The sequence below is a fragment of the Rhodohalobacter sp. 8-1 genome (genome assembly GCF_038150125.1).
Lineage (GTDB): Bacteria > Bacteroidota > Rhodothermia > Balneolales > Balneolaceae > SW132.
Map to the genome: position 1 here is coordinate 117,195 of NZ_JBBVMF010000008.1, position 21,136 is coordinate 138,330.

Annotated in this window: 16 protein-coding genes; 8 read left to right on the plus strand and 8 right to left on the minus strand. The window is 44.1% G+C overall.

The window, feature by feature from the left end; translation table 11 throughout:
* Positions 1-80 precede the first annotated feature (80 nt).
* The 3 genes from AABW11_RS10120 (at position 81) to AABW11_RS10130 (ending at position 4,460) form a co-directional block, all read left to right on the plus strand.
* Complete coding sequence (locus tag AABW11_RS10120; RefSeq protein WP_340104964.1) at positions 81-1,697, plus strand: hypothetical protein; 1,617 nt, start codon at positions 81-83, stop codon at positions 1,695-1,697.
* Positions 1,698-1,824: 127 nt separating this feature from the next.
* On the plus strand, positions 1,825-2,829 hold the full coding sequence (locus tag AABW11_RS10125; protein WP_340104965.1) for a hypothetical protein: 1,005 nt from the start codon (positions 1,825-1,827) through the stop codon (positions 2,827-2,829).
* Positions 2,830-2,909: 80 nt separating this feature from the next.
* Complete coding sequence (locus AABW11_RS10130; protein ID WP_340104966.1) at positions 2,910-4,460, plus strand: OmpP1/FadL family transporter; 1,551 nt, start codon at positions 2,910-2,912, stop codon at positions 4,458-4,460.
* A 286-nt stretch (positions 4,461-4,746) separates the two neighbouring features.
* On the opposite strand, the gene AABW11_RS10135 is transcribed toward AABW11_RS10130, so the two are convergent.
* From AABW11_RS10135 to AABW11_RS10145, 3 genes are all read right to left on the minus strand, one after another.
* The gene (locus AABW11_RS10135) at positions 4,747-5,616 is read right to left on the minus strand and encodes a universal stress protein (protein ID WP_340104967.1); all 870 of its coding nucleotides are present in this window, start codon (positions 5,614-5,616) and stop codon (positions 4,747-4,749) included.
* Between the two features lie 634 nt (positions 5,617-6,250).
* Entirely contained in the window at positions 6,251-8,803 is a 2,553-nt protein-coding gene (locus AABW11_RS10140) for an ABC transporter permease (RefSeq protein ID WP_340104968.1), read from the minus strand.
* Positions 8,800-9,531 carry an ABC transporter ATP-binding protein gene (locus AABW11_RS10145; RefSeq protein WP_340104969.1) on the minus strand — a complete coding sequence of 244 codons (732 nt, stop codon included), beginning with the start codon at positions 9,529-9,531 and terminating at the stop codon, positions 8,800-8,802. The genes AABW11_RS10140 and AABW11_RS10145 overlap by 4 nt, the downstream gene beginning before the upstream one ends.
* A gap of 84 nt (positions 9,532-9,615) precedes the next feature.
* On the opposite strand from AABW11_RS10145, the gene AABW11_RS10150 reads away from it, so the two are divergent.
* Positions 9,616-10,242, plus strand: a complete 627-nt coding sequence (locus AABW11_RS10150) for an arylesterase (RefSeq protein ID WP_340104970.1) — start codon at positions 9,616-9,618, stop codon at positions 10,240-10,242.
* 49 nt (positions 10,243-10,291) lie between these two features.
* Here AABW11_RS10150 and AABW11_RS10155 read toward each other — a convergent pair whose 3' ends face one another.
* Both AABW11_RS10155 and AABW11_RS10160 read right to left on the minus strand, forming a co-directional pair.
* Positions 10,292-10,486 carry a hypothetical protein gene (locus AABW11_RS10155; protein WP_340104971.1) on the minus strand — a complete coding sequence of 65 codons (195 nt, stop codon included), beginning with the start codon at positions 10,484-10,486 and terminating at the stop codon, positions 10,292-10,294.
* Positions 10,487-10,518: 32 nt separating this feature from the next.
* Complete coding sequence (locus AABW11_RS10160) at positions 10,519-11,241, minus strand: SIMPL domain-containing protein (protein ID WP_340104972.1); 723 nt, start codon at positions 11,239-11,241, stop codon at positions 10,519-10,521.
* 262 nt (positions 11,242-11,503) lie between these two features.
* On the opposite strand from AABW11_RS10160, the gene AABW11_RS10165 reads away from it, so the two are divergent.
* Positions 11,504-14,380: a TonB-dependent receptor gene (locus tag AABW11_RS10165; RefSeq protein ID WP_340104973.1), complete on the plus strand. Its 2,877-nt coding sequence runs from the start codon at positions 11,504-11,506 to the stop codon at positions 14,378-14,380.
* 16 nt (positions 14,381-14,396) lie between these two features.
* A complete protein-coding gene (locus tag AABW11_RS10170) occupies positions 14,397-16,019 on the plus strand; it encodes a hypothetical protein (RefSeq protein ID WP_340104974.1) in 1,623 nt (540 codons plus the stop codon).
* A gap of 82 nt (positions 16,020-16,101) precedes the next feature.
* Here AABW11_RS10170 and AABW11_RS10175 read toward each other — a convergent pair whose 3' ends face one another.
* The 3 genes from AABW11_RS10175 to AABW11_RS10185 are packed head-to-tail and all read right to left on the minus strand — an operon-like array spanning position 16,102 to position 17,981.
* A complete protein-coding gene (locus AABW11_RS10175) occupies positions 16,102-16,413 on the minus strand; it encodes a Dabb family protein (protein ID WP_340104975.1) in 312 nt (103 codons plus the stop codon).
* 31 nt (positions 16,414-16,444) lie between these two features.
* Positions 16,445-17,695 (minus strand): HU family DNA-binding protein, encoded by a 1,251-nt coding sequence (locus AABW11_RS10180; RefSeq protein ID WP_340104976.1) that lies wholly within the window; start codon positions 17,693-17,695, stop codon positions 16,445-16,447.
* Positions 17,688-17,981, minus strand: a complete 294-nt coding sequence (locus tag AABW11_RS10185) for an HU family DNA-binding protein (protein WP_340104977.1) — start codon at positions 17,979-17,981, stop codon at positions 17,688-17,690. Before AABW11_RS10185 ends, AABW11_RS10180 begins: the two co-directional genes overlap by 8 nt.
* Positions 17,982-18,229: 248 nt before the next feature.
* Between AABW11_RS10185 and AABW11_RS10190 the strand changes: the two genes are divergently transcribed.
* Together AABW11_RS10190 and folE are read left to right on the plus strand one after the other, a co-directional pair.
* Entirely contained in the window at positions 18,230-20,185 is a 1,956-nt protein-coding gene (locus AABW11_RS10190) for an aconitate hydratase (protein WP_340104978.1), read from the plus strand.
* Between the two features lie 224 nt (positions 20,186-20,409).
* The gene (gene folE, locus AABW11_RS10195; protein ID WP_340104979.1) at positions 20,410-21,117 is read left to right on the plus strand and encodes a GTP cyclohydrolase I FolE; all 708 of its coding nucleotides are present in this window, start codon (positions 20,410-20,412) and stop codon (positions 21,115-21,117) included.
* Positions 21,118-21,136 lie beyond the last annotated feature (19 nt).

A 21,136-nucleotide genomic window follows, 5' to 3' on the forward strand; every position in this document is an offset into this window, starting at 1 on the left:
TGACTCTGATGCACTGTCTGTGATGTGATGGCTTCACATGTTTATGTGATACAATAAGAGTTTGGAATATTGTATTTTATATGCAGAGGATAATATTAACCACAGATCCGGTGGAAGCCATGAATACCGCAACTATCAAATCCATACTTTTAGCAGCATTTGCAGGTTTATTTGCAACCGGCTGCTATACACAACTCGAAACTGTTGAAAAAGGCCACGCAACCTACACAGCGCCGACCGGCTCAACGACAATAACTCAGCAGCCACAGCGGCCACAGTCTGGCCAGGCACCTGTTCGTACTGAACGACCGGAACGGGCCGAGCAGATTGTAAATGAAGAAGATTATGAGCTCGGGTATGAAGACGGATGGGAAGATGCCGAATCTTATTTCTTCAAAGACTACGAAACCGAGCAGTGGTACGATGAGCGAGGGGCGTCTTTGTCTCATGGTACAGGATCGACTGTAATCAATAATTATTACGGGTATCATGATCCATTTTATCGATCACCCTACTATTATTCTCATTATCCCTACTATGGGCACTATGGCTATCCCAGATTCAGAGACGGATTCTATTTTTCAATTGGCTGGGGCTGGGGATATTCTCCATACAGATATTACGATCCATTCTACACAGTTTATCCGGGTGGATTTTATTATGGCGGACATCATCCTTTTTACGGCTACGGTTACGGATATAACAACTACATTTACATAGCTACGACATCTTCAAGAGCCGTACGAAACAATAAAATCAGATCCTCAGGATTGTATTCCGATGGTGTAAGAGGATCCGGGCGAACGAGATCTGAAGCACGCTCCAATATTCGCACGACCCGATCAGACGCCAGGTCTAACATCAGAAGCCGACAGGTTGATCGCACATCCACCCGGTCAAACATTAGGCGATCATCCGGTACGGTTCGGTCCCGCGGCACTACAAATAGAACCGTTAGAAGCCGATCCTCATCATCAAGTACCGGCAGAAGTGTCAACCGTTCTAGCGGCAACAGAAGCCGAAGCAGCGGAACAGTGCGTCAGGGCAGCAACAGAAGCAGCCGGAGCAGCGGAAATGTCCAGCAGCGAAGCAATAACCGGAGTTCATCCGGAAGCGGCACAGTAAGAAGCCGGGGAAGTTCATCAAACAATAATAGGTCTACCGGCAGCAGTGCGCGTCAGAGAAGTGGAAATAAAGGAAGTTCATCAGGCAGCGCAAGAAGCCGAAGCGGTAACCGGGGCAATAATAAATCAGCCGCGGCTATCAGCAGCCGAAACAGTGACCCTTCGCAGGTTACGGTTTTACCACGCCGCACATCATCAACAATTACAAGAAACTCCCGGTCGTCATCAATCTCAACCGCCATTATTCAGAACAGAATACGAACCGTTGATTCTCAGGATCGCTCTTCACGAGTGAATTTCAGGAGTAGTTCCAATCGCAGCGGTGTTGGCAATTTCTTTAAACGGGTAGGATCTGCTGTTCTCGAATCGGCTGTCAATAGCAGAAGCAATGTTTCGATCAATAGAACAAGAAGCAGCAGCTCAAGCCGGTCGGGAAGTACAGTTAGATCTTCAAGCAACCGATCCAGCTCAGGATCATCTGTAAAACGTACACGCTCAAGCTCAAACAACAGTAAGAGCAGATCGTCATCAAGCAGAAGTCGATCTTCAGGCTCAAGCAGCGATAGAAATTAAATATGTTTAGCCGGGTAAATCCACAGGCAGATTTCACACCGCGGCCCTAAATTAAGGTTTAATCAAAAATCTTTAAATAATTTATATTAGTTGTAATTACTAAAAACTAAAATGAACCGGTAAAATCATGAATAAAGAAACTATACAACCCATACTATTTGTTTTGGTTGCCGGCTTCTTCTTAACTGGTTGTTACACTCAGCTTAAATTTACAGATAAAGAGCAAACAACCTATAATTTAACAGATACTCCAGCTATCAGTTACTACAATCCATTTTATGGCTACATTTCTGACCCATATTACATCAGGTCTCAGTATCCAATGTACAGCTATGGATTTGGATTCGGTCTTTATTATGAAAATTTTGGGCTGAACAATTTTGATTCAATTGTATATACCCCTTCAGATGATGAACGTAGATATAAAATAAGGTCATCCGGTTTATATTCGTCAGGTGATCGAGTTGACAGACGATCAAGAGGAGATAGCAGGGGTGATGCCGAAAATTCCAGAGCAAATAGTCGATCAAATAATAATAGCCGCAAATCAAATAGCTCTGCAGACCAGAATGAAAGTGACAATTCAGCAGAAAATGTTCGGTCAAGAACTTCTACGGCGTCAGAAAGAAATGACAATGATGCTACTGATGAAGGAGTAGAACAAAACGAACGTTCTTTAAATGTCAACAAAGTATCTGTTCCACGGCGCTCCATCATTTTTATCTCTAACCAACAACGAACGTCGGAAGCATCCCGGGCAGTGATACAAAATCGTTTGAGAACTGTTTCTTCAACTCACGAAAGGAAAACGGATATGTATAAAGTGCCTTCGGGAGATTTTGATCTCTGGATGCGCGCAAATTATGGGCAAAACCAAAATCATGGTAATAGTGCGTCGATATCCCGGACTTATAATATGAATCAGTATAGAGGGGTAACTAATAATAACGGGTCATATAGTCGCTCGAGTCAATCAAACAGCTCAAAAGTTAAGAGTTCGTCAAGTAGAGGGTCAAGATCCAGCTCCTCTACTGTAAGTCGAACGCGATCAGGTTCGACCGACAACAGTAAATCCAGATCCTCATCAAGTAACAACAGGTCATCAGGTTCCGAAAATGGCAGAAATAAATAAAATATAGTTAAATTTTTGTATCTGTCTTAGATCACCTTTTTAAATGTTTTTTGTCCCATAACTAACTTCACGGAAAAACTATGTCTACTTTCAAACGTTTGCTCATACTATCTGTATTCATTTTGGGGATAGCTATTCAGACGGCAGCACAAAATATTAATGACGCATTACTTTTCAGCAATCAGGCTGTACAGTTCGGGGATCAGCGTGAGATTATCAATCCTGTGACGGGTGTAATGCCGGGAACCGCCTACAATTCGGGTTTTGGGGCGTTTCTCGATAACCCGGCAAGTATTGCACTATTTGACAACAGTTTTGGTGAATTTGGTCTAACGTATAAATCAGTCACCGAGGACGCTACGTACCAGGGAGTATCGCGTTCGTTTGATGATTCCCAGACAAACATATCCAACGTTGGGTTCATCTACTCCTTTCCAACTACTCAGGGTAGCCTCGTCATCGGGGCCGGGTACAATCAGCATAGTGCCGGAAATCGAGCTTTAAGTATTAATGCCCGAAATGAAAACAGTACAATAACCGATCAGTTTAAGGCACCGGGTAATACATATTCTGACATAGCATTTAATACATTTGCTATCGATTATGGAGATGAATTTCAGGATTGGGATGAATCGATACTTCGGATAGGTTTTGATCAGTTCGGAGATTTCCTCGGGATCCGCCAGCAGGGTGAAATTACCGAAAGAGGAAATGGCGGTGAATACTCTGCTTTTATAGCGACTGAATTTCAGCCGAATCTAATGATAGGCGCGAGTGTTGGAATTTTGGCCGGAAATTTTGAATATGACAGGGTGTTCCAGGAAGTGGACAACTTCAATGATTACAATTTCGCTGCAATCGACTCAGATGAAGACGGTGAACTCGACACTGATATAGATACAATACTTCTGAGTGATGAGGTTGACAGCCGGTACAGCGGTTTCAGGGGGCGCGTGGGGGCACTTTATAAAATGACTCCAAATTTTAATGTTGGGTTGAGCTATACACTTCCATCAAAAATATCGGTTGATGAGAACTATAGCGCTGAAATCCGCACTACTTTCGACAATGGAGAAGGATTCAACGATGACCTGGATGGTCAGTTTTCATATAGTATTAGCTACCCGTCGCGTGTCAATATCGGTGTTGCCTTGGAAGATGTTGAAGGGTTTTCGGTCTCATTATCCACTGATTACACAAACTACTCCAGCGTTGAGATTGATTTTGAAAGTGATGAACTGTTTGAAGACGAACTCGCCGAAAATGAATTGATATCCAATGAGTTCGCTAAAGTCTGGAATTTAAGAGGCGGAATATCGTATGATGTCAATCAGTACGCCAGCGTAAGGGCCGGTTACGGATATCTTCCATCTCGATTTAAAGACGGATTGGATGATAAAAGCATTTACTCTGCAGGCCTTGGATTCAATTTAGGCCAGGGAACCTCTATCGAATTAGGCGCAATATACATGCGATGGGAGGAAGAATCGTCTGTGTACACATATACCCAATATGATTACTCACCTCTGCCCGATGAAGCCCCGCTTGTTGATGCTACACTGTCGGAGGATGCCTTTAGAACGGCTGATCTGTTTCAGCTTATGGGAACTGTTCGATTCTCAATTAATTAACCTGTAAAACTGAGTTCGATTTAAAAAATGGCAAAAACAGTCCAAAATGAGCGTCATCTCGCACTTTCCCGCACGGATCCCTTCGAGGGATGCGTGATCTACTGTCCTTAACAAAGGCAGGAGATGCCACGCCGAGGCGTGGAATGACATAAGTGATGACGAATTAACTTAACTAACGCCCATTTTGGACTGTTTTTGTTGATATCCAATAAATTTAAGAATAGAACTCAGGTTTTAAGCCTCGCTTATGGCTTTAGACAAGGCGGGGCCTCAACAAATATCTAAGTTATTCTGCCGATTCGGGTCGTACACTCAGAACAGCCGTTTCTACATGCCTGACCACATTTGCAGTTGTACTTCCCACCATAAGGTATTTTATACCGGTTTTCCCAACGGTTGACATTACAATAAGATTGTAAGGCGTACTTTTAGTGTACTTCAGAATGGCTTCGTGAGGGGAATCATCAGAAACAAGCGTGTAGCTGTTTACGCGGTCGCCCAATTCATGAAAATACTCTTTCTCGATGAGATTCATCCGCTGTTCGCGAATCTTCTTAATGGACGGATCTGTTTCATCATCCTCAAATTGATCGAAGCTTAGAATATGCAGAATATCAACGCTTCCACCGGTTTTCTTCGCTAACTCAAGCGCCTTCGGATAAGCGGCTACGGCATTTTCTGAAAAATCTGTAGTGACTAAAATCTTTTCGAAATTTCCAACATCTGATTCATCCTCAACTACCATAACCGGGACTTTTGACATTCGGAGCACTTTCTCCGCTACAGATCCTAGTAAAAATCGCGAAAAGCCCGTTCTGCCGTGCGTACTCATGATAATAATATCGTGCTCTTCAGAGACTTCAACGATACTCTGAGCCGGATTTCCGATGTGCACAAGTATGTCGCCAATGTAATTATCATCCACATGCTCATCAGCGATGGTGTTTAATTTTTTTCTGATGGATTCTTCAATCTCCTCATAGTCTTGGTAAATTTTACTGCTCATGCCAATAGCATATGGTTCATCAAGTTCTGTGATTGGGATGTGGGAGTGAATCAGTGATATTTTACCATCAAAAATTGAGGCGTATTTTTCGGCAACTTTTATTGCTTTCAGGCTTAAATCAGAAAAGTCGGTAGGGACGAGTATCTTCATGGTAATCACTATTTTAAGTTATTTACTGTAATGTAAAAAAAATCTGTGAAGCTCCTATAAATTCTCTTCTTGAATAACATGAAAAACCATTTACATGACAAACTTTTATCTATTTTTTTGGTGATTGTTTTTTAAGAAAATAATGGACGATGGGTGGCGCAATAAAAATAATGATGATGAGGTGCCCCGTATATACATAAATCACAGCAGCAAGTAATAGGCAAACAAGAACGATAAGTGCCGTTATGTACCACACCTTTTGATTTGAAGTCATGATGATCTCTCCGCAATGAATAAATTAAAATCCATAACTTTCAAAGAGTATGGATTTAATTATAAAGTGTCGAGGCTGTCCAAAAAGTGCGGACATTAGAAAATATATTTATTAATACCGTCACGCCGGACTTTGATCCGGCATCTCCCATACGACAACCTCGCAATGGAGGATGATGGTTTGTGCTCATGGATCAAGTCTTAAACTGTCGTTGGCTATGATGGTCATCCCCCTAGTTGACCGACAGCTGCCGGGATCTCTTGCAGGAAAAAGGGGATTTTTTAATATTTCCGACCCAGATGATCGGGTAATTAAACCACTTATGATTGAATGATTTTGATTTAAAATAAAACTAAAAATTTATCCAACTTCTGCCCGCAATACATCGATAGGAGATTTCTTAAAAATATGGCGGCTGCCGGTCCATCCAATAAGTGTTGCCGCTAAGATAATCACCAGAGATAGCACCAGCATGGCTGTGAAATCTGGTACAAACGCCAGATCGAAATAGAAATATGCGAGGCTCCAGCTTGCGGCAAATGCGAGCAGCAGTCCTGTCATTGTTGCCAGAAGTCCAAGTAAGACATATTCGATAGTCTGTATACGGGTCACCTGGGACTTGACGGCTCCAAGAGTCCTCAATAGAACAGATTCCCGCGTTCGCTGTTTTCGGCTGATGGAGATGGAGCTGGCAAGTACAATAAGTCCGGTAACAATGCTGAATAATGCCATAAACTGTATGGCCATTGAAATTTTGTCAAGAAATTCCTGAACACTTTGCAGGGCTATACTCAGATCAATAGCCGAGATATTTGGGAAGTCACTCACAATTTCCTGCTGTATAGTGTATGCTTGTTCGTCGCTTTCAGTTCTCACGATCGTTGCAAAAAACTGGGGTGCATTTTCAAGCACATTGGTGGGGAAGAGGATGAAGAAATTGGGTTGCGGGCGTTGAAAATCAACCTCCCGAAAACTCGCAACAACCGTGTTCATGTTTACACCCTGAACGTTGAAACTCAGGGAATCACCAATAGCCAGGTTAAGATCCTCTTTAATATTTTCCGCAACTGAAATGGGTACAACAGAGTTGAGGCCATCACCCTCACCAATCCATTCACCTTCCAGGAGTGTTTCGGAATCTACCAGCGAATCGCGATAGGTTACCCTGTACTCACGTCTTAAAGCCCAGCCGCTCAGGTCAACAGTTGTATCGGATCGAACATCACCAACTGACCTCCCTTTCCAGCCATTTAGCCGCATAGAAATGATGGGTACATTCTGCATGATGGTGCCGCCTTCTTCCCTGATAATCTCATTGACGCCGGCGTTTTGGTCGGACTGAATATCGTAGAGCACAATATTTGGAAGATCTTCATTAGACTGAAGGCTTATTCGCTCAAGCAGCATCTCCTGGCTGAGATAGAGCGTGCCGATAAGCAGCATTCCCATTCCAAGCGTGGTCAGCAGCATTGGGGTTTGATTATTTGGCCTGAACAGATTGGCTGTTCCCTGCCGCCAAACATAAGGAAATGATTTAAGACGAAGTCCTTTTACGGATTTCATCAGCAGCAGTGCAGTGCCCCACAAAAGTGCAACCGACGCAATGAGTCCGCCGCTGAAGAACAGAGCAGCAACTAAGCTTTCTGTAGTGTAAGAGATCAAGGCCAAAACTACAGTAAATAAAATTGCGACTGTGCTGTATTTGGCCAGAGGCGATAAATTCTTTAGCGGCGAAAACTCCGTTGACTTCAGCGTAAGCATGGGAGAGATACTGCTGATACCAATAAGCGGAAGAATGGAAAAGCCCACGCTGATGGTCACTCCAAGAAAAAGTCCTAATAGGATAGCAGGTACAGATATTGACTGTACAATATTAAATGGCAGAAATTCTGTAAACAATAAAGGCAGATAGGATTGCAGTACCAAACCGATGATAGTTCCGATCGCCGCGCCGGTTAGCCCCATCATACCGATTTGAAGCGTAAAAGCACTGATAATTTGTTGAGAAGACATTCCCATACACCGTAAGGTGGCCACCGCGTTCGTTTTTCGCCTGATGTAGACATAGACAGCACTCGCGACTCCGAGACCACCAAGTAAAAGAGCTATAAAAGCGATAAGCCCGAGGAATTTACTCAGGTTGTTTACAATCTCATCATAATCCTCTTTTTCCTCGGCAACGGTTTCTGTTCGAACGCTGTGTTCTCTGCCAAGAGGCCGGAATTCAGATGCCACACGATCTGCTGATGTCGGATCGTCGAGCATCAGGTATTCTTTAAACTCCACACGACTGCCTCGCTGCAACAACCCTGACTCATCAAGAAGAGATTTCGGCATATAAACGCGAGGGCCTACTAATGAAAATGCCGCGGATTCTCCGGGCACGTTTCGCAGCTCACCGGAAATGGGCAGAGTCAGCTGTCCGATTTGAACACTGTCACCCACATTGATATTAAATTGCTGCATGGTGGACTGCTCAAGCAGTACCGAGTTTGTGCGCTGATATTCTTCAGCTGCGGATGCAGGTACAGTTTCTATCGTTCCGTAAAATGGAAATGGTCCATCTACAGCCCGGATCTGGGAAAGACGAGTGTCGCCTGTAGATAGAAACTGAACCATAGAGTTGAACTCAACCAGGCTCGCATCACTTCCCCCAATTGAATCGATGAATGACCAAACCGGCTCAGGGTACAATTGTGATGACTGAAATTCGAGATCCGCTCCGAGCAACTCACGCGACTGATCATCAACAGTAAGAAGTACGTCATTCCGGAACGAAAGAATCGCGACAAGAGCAGCCACACCTGCAATTACAGCAGAGGTGTACAGGAGAAGGCTTTTCCACTGGGGTTTGGCATCCCGATAGGCAAGACGCCATGTAAAGGCTGAGAAGAAAGTTTTTAAAAAGTTCATTCAGCTACCGTGGCTTCAACCGGGTTAGGCGTACCGTTACTTGGCAGCGAGTCAGCTAATATTTGCCCATTTTTCAATTCGATTGTGCGTTCACACTTTTCTGCCAGTGTTTTGTCGTGCGTAACAATAACAAGCGTTGTTCCCTGCTTTTCATTTAGATCAAACAGAAGCTGTTCGATCTGAGCACCGGTTTCGCCATCCAGGTTACCTGTAGGCTCATCAGCGAAAAGAATATCGGGCTGATGAATAAATGCGCGGGCAAGGCCAACGCGCTGTTGTTCGCCTCCCGAAAGTTGGTTTGGATAGTGATCAAGACGGTCGCCCAGGCCCACTTCGTTTAACAAATTAATCGCCTTTTCTTCCACTTCGCGATAAGGAGTGCCGCGCAATTCAATAGGAACCATCACGTTCTCGAGAGCAGTAAGAGTTGAAATAAGCTGGAATGACTGAAACACGAAACCAATCTGACGATTCCGAACCTCGGAGAGGTCAGATTCTTCCATGGTTGATATATTTTGCCCTTTCAGAATAACAGACCCCGACGATGGCTGATCGAGACCGGCGCAAAGACCAAGCAGTGTTGTTTTTCCGCTCCCTGAGGGGCCGACGATAGCACATGATGTTCCACTCTTAATATTGAATGAAATGTGTTTGAGTACAGTAAGCTCTTTCGATCCGCTGATGAAAGTCTTTCTTAATTGATTAACTTCTAAAATAAAATTATCCATTTGAACGATTTGTTATAAAGAACAAACTTGTAACATATCGTTTAATCTACATCATTCCGATACACAACAAGTTTTAAGATCACTATGAAACGCGAAAAAATAGCAAAGGTTGCGGCTCTATGCTTGTTTTTAATAGCATTTAACACATTATGGGCGTTTGGCCAAAATAAAATTCTCATGTTCGGTGACAGTATCACAGCAGGGTACGGCTTGGGTGAAGAGCAGGCGTACCCGGCCTTTATCCAGGATAAAATTGATTCGCTCGATTTAAACTACACCGTGGTTAATGCCGGCTTGAGCGGGGAAACCACCGCAGGCGGCGCAAGGCGTGTAGACTGGATTCTGCAGCAAGAGGTAGATATCTTCCTGATTGGCCTCGGTGGAAATGACGGCCTTCGCGGGATCGATCCTTCAAATACCAAAAAGAACCTCATTACGATTATCGAAAAGGTGCGCGAAAAAGATAGCGAAATCGACATTATTCTTGCCGGTATGGAGGCACCACCGAATCTTGGCCAGCAATATACATCAGAATTCCGCTCGGTATTTCGTGAAGTTGCAAACGAGAAAGATGTTACGTTTATGCCATTTCTTCTGGAAGATGTAGCGGGCAATGAAGAACTCAATCAGCCCGATGGTATTCACCCGACGGCTGAGGGCCAGCAAATAATTGCGAATAATATTTGGCCTTATCTTAAGCCATTATTGTAAAATAATGCCGTTGTAGTGAGCTTTGCGCCTTAGGCATTCCTTTGGGGCATTATCGCCCGTCTGCACGCTGCTCGTGCACCATCGGCATCTCTTCAGGGCGGGCTGACGGGTTAGGGACACCCATCAGCCGGTCTGCCGATTGCACAAAACCGCCAAAGGGGCAGGCAGCCGATAGATGGGTATTTCCACAAAGTGATGCCCCGGCACAAATCCCTCTTGTATGGTGATTGTCAGCTGTCGACAACCTTGTTACACAGTAACTGAAAGATTTATTCTTTAAAAATCATCATCTGCAAACAAAAACCGTATCTGTATATTCTTTTGAACGGTGATCGTTTGAGAAAAATTACCCAAAGACGGACCATAGTCGGCGGTTCTCAATTGAGCAGTTTCAAAGGACGCGGCCGGATGGTATCCGCGGTTTGAAGAGTGATCAATCCAAAGCACGTCTCCCAACTCTTTACCGGCCGCCTCGGCCAGAAGCCTGGCATCAGCCCGGGCATTTTTTACAGCTTGTTTGAGAGCTTCTCTATTCCCTGCCTCGATTTGAGATGAAGCAAGTGAGCCTGAGAAATTATCAAATTCATTCGAAATCAGCTGTACCTGGAGTTCACTAAGCTGTTCAAAGTCATCGAGTTCGAGACGAATACTTTGATTTGTAGAGGTGTGAACGGCGCCATCTCTCTGACGGTCTGGCCGAATAGAAATTGGCTGATAGCTGATTTTTTCATCAGGCAAATCCATCTCAGACAGCAGATTTGCAAGGTAGGACTCTCTCTCTTTATGAAGTTCAAAGGCGCGTTCAGCGTCGGGGTTTGAAACGCCGATATTGATCGACAGCACGGCAAAGTCTGCGGGTACAATTGCTTCACCTACGGAAGAAATGGTGATATAATTGTATTCCACAGAGTGTGAGTGAGTATTCATTTGAGCCTGAACATTTAAAAAAGATGACAGGAACAGTAACATGGCAAATACGGATGTGATAGAGTTTCTCATATGAGTAGTAAAGTTTAAGTGCGGTTTAAAATACCGAGATAAATATAGTGGTGTCAATGACATGTAGTGATAACCGTTGATAAAATTTTTTGTTTCGCGTAATCTTTTGAAATTATTTGATTTAGTTTGTGAAATTAGGCATTCTCACGTGGAAGCGCTTGCTTTAAATCTTAAACAAAGGTTTCTTTACATGAAAATTACATGCTAAACAGGTTCAGTAAAAAATAAACGGTAATTCAATCATTAACATAAATCAGTGATCATGGAAGTAAAAATAAAACTGTGGATTCTTCTATTGTTGTGCGGGGGAACTTTACTCTCAGCAGCAGACAGTAATGCTTTTGATATTCCAGCTAATATTGCCTCAGCACAAATTACAGTTTCGGGAGCTGTTTATGATGCTGATACCGGTGAGCCGCTTACCGGGGTGAATATAACTGTTGAAGGACGTGTTATCGGGACATCAACTAACAATAACGGTGAATTTTCACTAACAGTTAATGAAGACCCGCCCATTACGCTGAATGTCTCAATTATTGGATATGTAAGCAGGCAGATAGAAATTACAGAGGAGAATGTAACGGGGCTCCGAATTGAAATTTCTGAGCAAACAATTATGGGCTCTGATGTCGTAGTTTCAGCATCACGGGTAGAAGAGCGGGTTATTGACGCACCCATTAGTATAGAGAAAATTGATGCAATCGGAATTCAGCAAGCTGCGGCTCCTACGTTTTATGATGCCATAGCAAACCTGAAAGGGGTCGATTTCAGCTCTCAGAGTCTCACGTTTAAATCTGTTAATATGCGTGGTTTTGGCTCAAACGGAAACCTCCGATTTGTTCAGCAGATTGACGGAATTGATAACCAGGCTCCCGGGCTCAACTTTCCGGTCGGTAATGTTGTGGGTATCTCTGATCTTGATCTGGAGAGTGCAGAACTTATCCCCGGTGTAGCATCAGCACTTTACGGGCCAAATGCCATCAACGGAATACTGTTGATGAATAGTAAAAGCCCGTTTGAGTATCCCGGTTTTTCAGCGATGGTAAAAACGGGCGTCAATCACATCGAGGAGGTTGATGAAGACATGTCTCTTTACCAGGACTATTCTGTTCGATACGCGAAATCATTCAACAATCGATTAGCTTTTAAAGTGACGGCATCTTACCTGAAAGCGCAGGATTTTGTGGCGACAGACAGACGCGACACGGGGCCGGCCACGTTTGGAGCCATTGAACGAGGCGATACACAGCGAAATGGCAACCGGGTTTATAACGGACTGAATGTGTATGGTCAGCCGCTTCTTACAATCGGTGGAATAGCTGATGGCGTGATCGCGGGTGGTGGAGCACAAGGCGCCCAAATTGCAGCAATTCGCACACTGCTGCCTGATGGTGAAGCAGGAGCGTTTACTCCCGATGGTTTTGTAGAAAACTCATTTATCGATAATACGACAGAAAGTTTAAAGTTCGGATCAGCTCTTCACTATCGCCTTTCTGATAATTATGAGCTGATTGGTCAATTCAACTGGGGTAGCGGAAGCACCGTTTACACTGCCAATGACCGTTTTATCCTGGATGATTTTATTATCTGGACCGGTAAGCTTGAACTTCAAAACCCCAATTTTTTCCTGAGAGCTTATACCACACAGGAAAATTCCGGTGACTCTTATGCGGCAAACACGGTTGCTTCACGAATTAACCAACAAACATTCATTCCTGCATATTTTCAAACATTTGCAGGAGCAAGAACACAAGGAGCAACGATTGAAGAAGCTCATAGTGCGGCAAGAGCCGCGGGACGGGCAGCACAGCCACAACCAGGATCTGACGAATTTCAGGATCTGTTCAATGAAATACGTGATATCCCAATTTCAGAAGGCGGGGCTAAATTTCTTGACCGAACGGCCATGTATCACGCCGAGGGACAATATAATTTCCAGGATATCATCGACCCAAACTCGGTTGAGCTGATTGCAGGTGCTAACGTGCGTCGCTATTCACTCGAGTCTGAAGGCACGCTATTCGCCCTTGATGATAACGGCGACGAATTCACGTTGGATGAATTCGGTACATATGTTCAGGCGTCCAAATCGGTGTTAGATGACAGGATTGACCTGCAGGGATCACTCCGTTACGATAAGCACCAGGATTTTGACGGTCAGTTTTCACCCCGGCTATCCGCAGTCTTTTCGATCACAGACAACCAGAATATCAGGGCTTCATTTCAGCGCGGTTTCCGAATCCCATCAACCCAAAACCAGCTTATTGATCTCGACGTGGTATCAAGGCGACTTCTTGGGAATAATGACGTTCTTATTGATCGTTACCTCCTTGATGAGAATATCACCTATCGCTCAGAAAGCGTGGATGCTGCACGAGATGCACTTATTGAAGGTGCTTCTGCCGCTCAGGCACGCGAACTCCTCCAGCCTGTTGAGTTGGAACCTTTCCAAACTGAAAAAGTGAGTACGTTCGAGGTTGGCTATAAAGGCCTTATCAACAACAGGCTTTTTATTGACGCATATTACTACTACAATATTTACAACGATTTTATCGCTTCGATCGAGATGGTTCAGGGTATTCCGAATGGTTTACGTCAGGATCCCGGTGACTTCGACTCCACAACTGACGAAGGCAAAGATGCGATTATCAACCAAACGGTTCAGACACAGCCTTTAGGCATCAATATCAACGCCGATGGTAATGTTCGATCGCATGGTTTCGCAGTTGGAGCAGAATATAGCCTGCTTGGCGGTTACAACCTGGGCGGTAATGCTTCTTATAACGAACTCATTACACAGGACGATCTTCTTGATCAGGGATTCCGAGCGAGTTTCAACACACCGAAGTGGCGATATAATGTCAGTCTTGGCAACAGAAGAGTGACACCAAATTTCGGTTTCAATGTCACTTATCGCTGGCAGGATGCATTCCTCTGGGAATCAACCTTTGGCGAGGGCGCAATGCCTTCGTTTGGGACGATGGATGCCCAAGTGAGTTACCGGCTTCCCTCATACAATACCATTTTGAAAATTGGTGGTAGCAACGTGCTAAACAACAGGTATGAAACCTCTATCGGGAATCCTACCATGGGTGCGATCTACTATGTGTCGCTCACCTTCGATCAAATTCTGAATTAAATAACAGGGAAATCTCATGACATCTTTATCAAAATTAGTTGTAGTACTCTGTATTCTTGGAGCCGTACTTGTTAGCTGTGACGGGGATTACGATTCAATTGTAGATACAAACCTTGATCGGCACCCGATTCCGGACATGGAGGTTGAGGCTTCGCAGGGCGATGCTGATTTCAGCAATTACGTGGCGATTGGAAATTCCCTGACGGCAGGGTTCATGGATGGAGCTCTTTATAACAACGGTCAGCGTTTTTCTCTGGCTGCACTGATTTCCGGACAGTTTGAGTTCACCGGTGCACCGGCGACATTCAATCAGCCTGATATCAACTCGGAAAATGGATTCAATACATCAGTAAACTCAGGCAACGGGCCCGTATTAGGTCGTTTCAAGCTTGATACAAGTATTCCGGGGCCATCACCGGTCATTAATGGTGATCCTATCGGACCATACACCGGATCTGCATCAGCTCTGAATAATTTTGGCGTTCCGGGAATACAGGTTGGGCAGCTGCTGACGCCTGGTACCGGAAATCCATCAAGCCCTCTGTTTAATCCGTTTTATGCACGTTTTGCGTCTTCTCCCGGCACATCTTCAATAATGGATGATGTGATAAGCACTGATCCAACCTTCTTTACGCTTTGGATTGGAAATAACGATGTGTTGGGTTATGCGTTATCCGGCGCTACCAATCCGGCCATTCTCACGTCACAAGCTGATTTTCATACCCGGTTTGCAGCCACAATTAACCGGTTGATCACAGAAACGACAGCGAGTGGTGTAGTAGCAAATATACCGCAAATTCTTGCAACCCCGATATTTCGAGCGGTTCCATACAACGCAATTACACTCGACCAGGCATCTGCCGATCAGTTAAACGCATCATTTTCGACACTCAATGCAGTTTTTGATGGTATGGCTGGTAATTCTACGTTCTTTCCTGATTTTACACAAGAAGATGCAGATCAGAGAAGAGTTTCTTACCAGGCAGGCAACAATCCAATTCTGATAGTAGATCCTGCGCTGGATGACTTATCTGACGAGTTTGACCTATTAGAGCAGTTCAATCAAATTACACCGGAACAAAGAGCAGCTCTTCAGCCATATGTACAGTCCCGACCAATGGTTGTCAATCCTCAGACTGGGCCAGAGCTTGTTCTTCTTTCAGCAGGTGCAGTGTTGGGTACTCCAGCAGTTCCGGGGGATCCAAATACACCGATAGGAGTTGCCGTACCTTTGGGAGCACAATACACGCTTACAGCAGCAAATATTGTTGAGGTCGAAACCTCAAGGGCGACGTTTAATGCTATTATTGAAGGGACAGTAACAGGTGCGGGAGACAGACTTGCGCTGTACGACACGAATGCCCTGGGCGGTGCATTTGCCGATATTTTTGGCCTTGATGGCACAGAGCCCGGCATAATGGTGAATGACGTTTTTCTCAATCCTGATTTTAGTCCAAATGGTGTGTTTTCAACAGATGGGGTACACCCAAACGCTCGCGGAAGTGCCATACTTGCAAATGAGTTTATCCGCGTGATTGAAGCCGAGTTTAACGCTACAATTCCAAAAATTGACGTGACGTCACTTCCGTCTGTATCACTTTGCGCAGGTAATTGCGTGAGTCAGCAGGGGGGCAGCTAAGGTTTATCCGTCTCAATTTATTGATATAAAAAAAGGCGATGAGTTGTGAACTCATCGCCTTTTTTGTAGCCAATTGCAGCATCTACATATCAACTTTATAGTCTACGTAAAATCGCTTATCAGCAACTGATTCAATAAAACTGATTGCCTTTTGATGGTGGGCGTTCCGGGTATACATCTGGAAATCGAGTTCAGTTTCAAAATCGCAAATTAAAACCACATCAAGGGCTTCATCACTGTCGGGATTAGTCTGAATTCCAACTTCTACAGCGTTTATCTCTTCAATGTTAGTGCGCAGACCTTCAAGGATGAGTTTTAGTTTTTGAGCGTTTTTTTCTTTTGAAGCACCTTCAGCCTCATCTTTTAGTTTCCACATTACGATATGACGTATCATATTTCTGTCCTCGAGTTAATTTTGAGTTGGGTTATCCCTGAGTGGCAAATGCCAGGTCAGCTTCATTTACATTGTCTGAAGCATCCCGGAGTATCTCTTGTGAGAATGATCCTGCTGCCCAAAGATAATAACGGGCATTGTCAGGTTGGTTTTTCAATATCCAATCGTACACTGAAATATATCCAAGTGCAACCTTTTCCTTTTCTGATTGTGACAGATTACCGGGATTATCCAGTGCGGGAATTTGGAGATTGCTCCCTGTTAATAAAACATTCGGATTGTTCAGGCCATTCTCATTGGCCGAATAAATGAGCGGCCATAGATATGGATCATCATATTGACTTTGAGCAATCGTCCACAGTGATTCACCAGCCGACACGGAATGGGTTATGGACTCTTCATTTGCAGATGGGATTGATTCTGATTTGTCCACAGACTGGCCTCCTTCATCATCACCAATGACAGCGGCTGTTCGTTCGGCCTCACCAGATTGTGTGCCAGCAGATTCACTATTCAGATCATCGACTGACTGCAGTTCACTCGTTTGTTCTGTAGTGGTTGAAATTACAGTTTCCCGGGAAGGTTCTGGTCTGTTCAGCATAAAGACAATCAAAAATATCGCCAGTAATACTATAACCGCAGCTGCAGTGTACGACCAGCGAAATTCACCATTCTCTTGAACGTCTCTTGCAAGTTCATCCTGATGAGCCATTTTTTTCTCAAAAACCGATGTCAAGCCGTCGCCAGTCTCACGAACAAGTTGGTTTGCCGCAGTCTCGTGATCCGCTGATCTCTGCATTTGGAATGGGCTATCGACAGGGCTTTCCCGTTCAACGATTAGATCGGTTTCAGTGTCATTTGGCTTTTCTTCTTTTTTACTTGTTGTTGATTGGGCCGGTACGTGGGCTGCTGAATATGACAAAACCGGAGAGTTGGACGCTGATTGTTTATCATCAGGTTCATCGCCGATAACCTGGCTTTCAAGATTTTCAAATGGTTTGTTAACCCGCTCTCTAAGAGCTTTGAAGGGTTTAAAAACGACTTTATTCTGACCGGGTATGGTAATTTCCTCACCTGTTTGAGGATTCCGGCCCGTTCGTTCATCCATCCATCTTAGTTCAAATTTTCCAAAACCGGATATAGATATTTTTTCTCCCGCTCCCAGCGACATTTCAATGATATCGGCCAGCTCATGGATGAAATCATTCGTAGATTGCTCGCTCTGCTCAGTCTTTGCAGATAGCTTTTCTATGAGCTCTTTGAATGTGATTTTTTCACTCATTACCCGCCTCTACAAATTTCAGGTTTTCTTTCAAGTTTGCCGATGGTGTGAAGTCTACGACACGTTTTGGAGGAACCATGATATATGTTTCATGATGAGGGCTGTATACTTTTCGTTCTTCTTTAGTTTTTGTACGAAATGTGCCAAGTCCCGGAATTGATACACCAGACCCACGTTCCAGCTCTTGGCCAAGAGTCTCAAATAGGCTGTCTATTATCTCCTTCGCCTGAGATTTGGGAATATCCCGGCTTTCAGACACCCGGTCTATAAGTTCATTGTAGGTCATGGAACATTTGATATGTTAATAATATGCTTATTGATAGTATAAAAATAAAAAAAGGCGAATAATCCTAACTGTAGGCTACTATCATGCTGTTGTGCATATATTTAAGTAAAACTTATTTATAATGAGTGATTTAGGCTTCTTTTTTATTCATCCGATTAGAATGTTGGACCTCTTATTTCTTTATTATTTTGAACGATATAGCGTCCACTATCCTTTAAAAGACAAACAGTTAACTAAACAAATAATTTATGGACAGGGCACTTAACGTTACAGAAAAGTTGATTCAGTCACATCTTATTGATGGTGAAATGAAACCGGGCGAGGAGATCGGTATAAAGATTGATCAAACCCTCACGCAAGATGCAACAGGCACCTTAGTGATGCTTGAACTTGAAGCGATGAACCTTGATAAGGCTAAAACAGACGTGTCCTGCCAGTATGTTGACCACAACCTACTTCAAACTGACTTTAAAAATCCGGATGATCATCTTTTTCTAAAATCAGCAGCAGAACGATTTGGGATTTGGTATAGTCGGCCGGGTAATGGTGTGAGTCATCCTGTTCATACAGAAAATTTTGCGAAACCCTGGGCAACCATGGCAGGCTCAGATAGCCACACACCGGCATCAGGCTGTATGGGAATGTTTGCACTTGGTGCGGGCGGGCTTGATGTAGCATTTGCTATAGCCGGTGAGCCGATGTACCTGAAGATGCCCAAAGTGATGGGGGTTAAGCTGACAGGGAATCTTCCCGATTGGGTCAGCGCCAAGGATGTTGTTCTTGAGATGCTCCGGCGCCTTGATGTAAAAGGGGCACTGGGATATGTGCTAGAATATTACGGTCCCGGCCTCGATCAATTGTCTGCGATGGACCGCCATGTGATTGCGAACATGGGAACGGAAATGGGAGCGACAACAACAGTTTTTCCATCCGACCAAGAGGTGAAACGATTCCTGAGGGAACAGCATCGCGAGCAGGACTGGCATGAGCTTGTAGCCGATGAGGGTGCTGAATATGAAGAGCATATGGAAATAGTATTGGATGATCTTGTGCCGTTAATTGCATTGCCAAGCAGTCCCGGAAATGTGGTGCCGGTAAGAGAAGTTGAAGGCAGAGAGATTTACCAGTCGTATATCGGATCATCGGCCAATCCAAGTTTCAGAGATTTTTGGATAACCAGCGAAATCGTTCGCGGCCGTCGGGTGCATGAAGATGTTAGTTTTGATATTAACCCGACATCTCGCCAGATTATTGAAAATATGGTGAAAAATGGCGTAATGCTCCATCTCGTACAGTCGGGTGCCAGAATTCATCAGGCCGGATGTAACGGTTGTATAGGAATGGGTCAGGCACCTGCATCGGGTAAAAACAGTCTGCGGACCGTTCCAAGAAATTTCCCTGATAGATCAGGAACTAAAGAGGATTCAGTCTACCTCTGCAGCCCTGAAGTAGCCACTGCCTCAGCATTGACCGGTAAGATTACTGACCCAAGAGACTTGGAAGATCTCTATGGCATGAGCTATCCCAAATTTGAACAGCCAGAAGATGTGATAATTAACCGTGAGATGCTTTCCGCTCCGCCAAAAAATGGTGAGAAGAAAGAGCTGGTGAAAGGCCCGAATGTCTCGACTCTTCCCGATTTCAATGAGTTTAGTGATTTTGAAGTACCCGTACTTTTGAAAATGGGAGATAATATCTCAACGGATGAAATTCTGAGAGCCGGTGCAGACGTACTGCCCTTCAGGAGCAATATCCCGGAAATCAGTAAGTTTTCCTTCGACGTGATTGATGAATCATTTTACGACCGGGCGTTGGAGACGAAAGAAAGCAACGACGGGCACGTTGTAGTTGCCGGTGAAAACTATGCTCAGGGCTCCAGCCGTGAACACGCCGCTATTGCACCCCGGTATCTTGGACAGCGGGCCGCACTGGCGAAAAGCTATGCACGCATTGGCTGGCAAAACCTGATTAATTTCGGAATTGCCCCGCTGCAGTTCGAAAACCCGGAGGATTACGATTCAATTGAACAGGGCGATATCCTGAAAACAGAAAATATTCGTGAACAACTCGAAAAGAAAGAAGGCATTACGATTAAAAATATCACTCAAGATAAAGAAATAAAAGCATTTCATACGCTGAGTGGCCGCCAGCTTGAAGCACTTCTGGATGGCGGAATCATCAACACGTTCAGGAAAAAACAGTAATTTAAAATTCAAAGCTTTAAGGGCATAACGCTTAACGTATATCCTGACCGAAGGCAGGCTTGGTAAGGCCTGCAATCTATATGATAACATCACTTTTTGTGTAGGGTGATGTTCACTATCCAAAAAATGGGCAACTCATTACCGGAAGTGATGATATTATGATATGGAAAACGTAAGCCGTAACTTTAAGGCTGTGAAAAAAAGATTTTTAAGTAGTAAAAACGATGAAAAAAAATAAACAGGTACTGGACGATGTTACCAGTAACAACTCAGGTGAAAATACTGAAGATTTAGGTGATGAACATATCGGAACAGCTGTTCAAACACCACTCAGGGAAGATGCATTTGATCTTACTGATGAAGAAAAAATTAAGAAAATTGAATCTCATTTCAGTGAGATCATGCATACGCTTGGACTCGATTTAGATGATGAGAGTCTGAGCGGCACGCCGTATAGAGTTGCAAAAATGTATGTGAAAGAGGTATTCCAGGGTTTAAATCCCAAAAACCGCCCCGACGCTAAAAAATTTGGCAATAAGTACGAATACCGCGATCTCGTTGTGGTGAAAAACATCAACGTGACGTCTTTTTGTGAACATCATTTTCTGCCGTTTCTCGGTAAAGCACACGTCGCTTATAAAAGCAGCGGGCGTGTGATTGGTCTCTCAAAAATCAACAGAATGGTCGACTATTATTCCCGCCGTCCGCAGGTTCAGGAACGGCTGACGCTGCAGATTGCAGATGAATTGCAGGGAGCACTCGAAACAGAAGATGTAGCGGTTTTTATAGAAAGCAAACACCTTTGTGTGTCAACTCGTGGAATTAAAGACAGAGAAAGCAGCACGGTCACAACTGAATACCGCGGCGACTTCAGGGAGGCAATCTCACAACAGCGGTTTATTGACTACATCCATTCTAATGTGGAGATGTAATATTTAATTGATGAAAAAC

Coding starts and splice junctions, on each gene's coding strand:
- AABW11_RS10120 (WP_340104964.1), top strand. CDS start 81: ATGCAGAGGATAATATTAACCACAGATCCGGTGGAAGCCATGAATACC.
- AABW11_RS10125 (WP_340104965.1), top strand. CDS start 1,825: ATGAATAAAGAAACTATACAACCCATACTATTTGTTTTGGTTGCCGGC.
- AABW11_RS10130 (WP_340104966.1), top strand. CDS start 2,910: ATGTCTACTTTCAAACGTTTGCTCATACTATCTGTATTCATTTTGGGG.
- AABW11_RS10135 (WP_340104967.1), bottom strand. CDS start 5,616: ATGAAGATACTCGTCCCTACCGACTTTTCTGATTTAAGCCTGAAAGCA.
- AABW11_RS10140 (WP_340104968.1), bottom strand. CDS start 8,803: ATGAACTTTTTAAAAACTTTCTTCTCAGCCTTTACATGGCGTCTTGCC.
- AABW11_RS10145 (WP_340104969.1), bottom strand. CDS start 9,531: ATGGATAATTTTATTTTAGAAGTTAATCAATTAAGAAAGACTTTCATC.
- AABW11_RS10150 (WP_340104970.1), top strand. CDS start 9,616: ATGAAACGCGAAAAAATAGCAAAGGTTGCGGCTCTATGCTTGTTTTTA.
- AABW11_RS10160 (WP_340104972.1), bottom strand. CDS start 11,241: ATGAGAAACTCTATCACATCCGTATTTGCCATGTTACTGTTCCTGTCA.
- AABW11_RS10165 (WP_340104973.1), top strand. CDS start 11,504: ATGGAAGTAAAAATAAAACTGTGGATTCTTCTATTGTTGTGCGGGGGA.
- AABW11_RS10170 (WP_340104974.1), top strand. CDS start 14,397: ATGACATCTTTATCAAAATTAGTTGTAGTACTCTGTATTCTTGGAGCC.
- AABW11_RS10175 (WP_340104975.1), bottom strand. CDS start 16,413: ATGATACGTCATATCGTAATGTGGAAACTAAAAGATGAGGCTGAAGGT.
- AABW11_RS10180 (WP_340104976.1), bottom strand. CDS start 17,695: ATGAGTGAAAAAATCACATTCAAAGAGCTCATAGAAAAGCTATCTGCA.
- AABW11_RS10185 (WP_340104977.1), bottom strand. CDS start 17,981: ATGACCTACAATGAACTTATAGACCGGGTGTCTGAAAGCCGGGATATT.
- AABW11_RS10190 (WP_340104978.1), top strand. CDS start 18,230: ATGGACAGGGCACTTAACGTTACAGAAAAGTTGATTCAGTCACATCTT.
- folE (WP_340104979.1), top strand. CDS start 20,410: ATGAAAAAAAATAAACAGGTACTGGACGATGTTACCAGTAACAACTCA.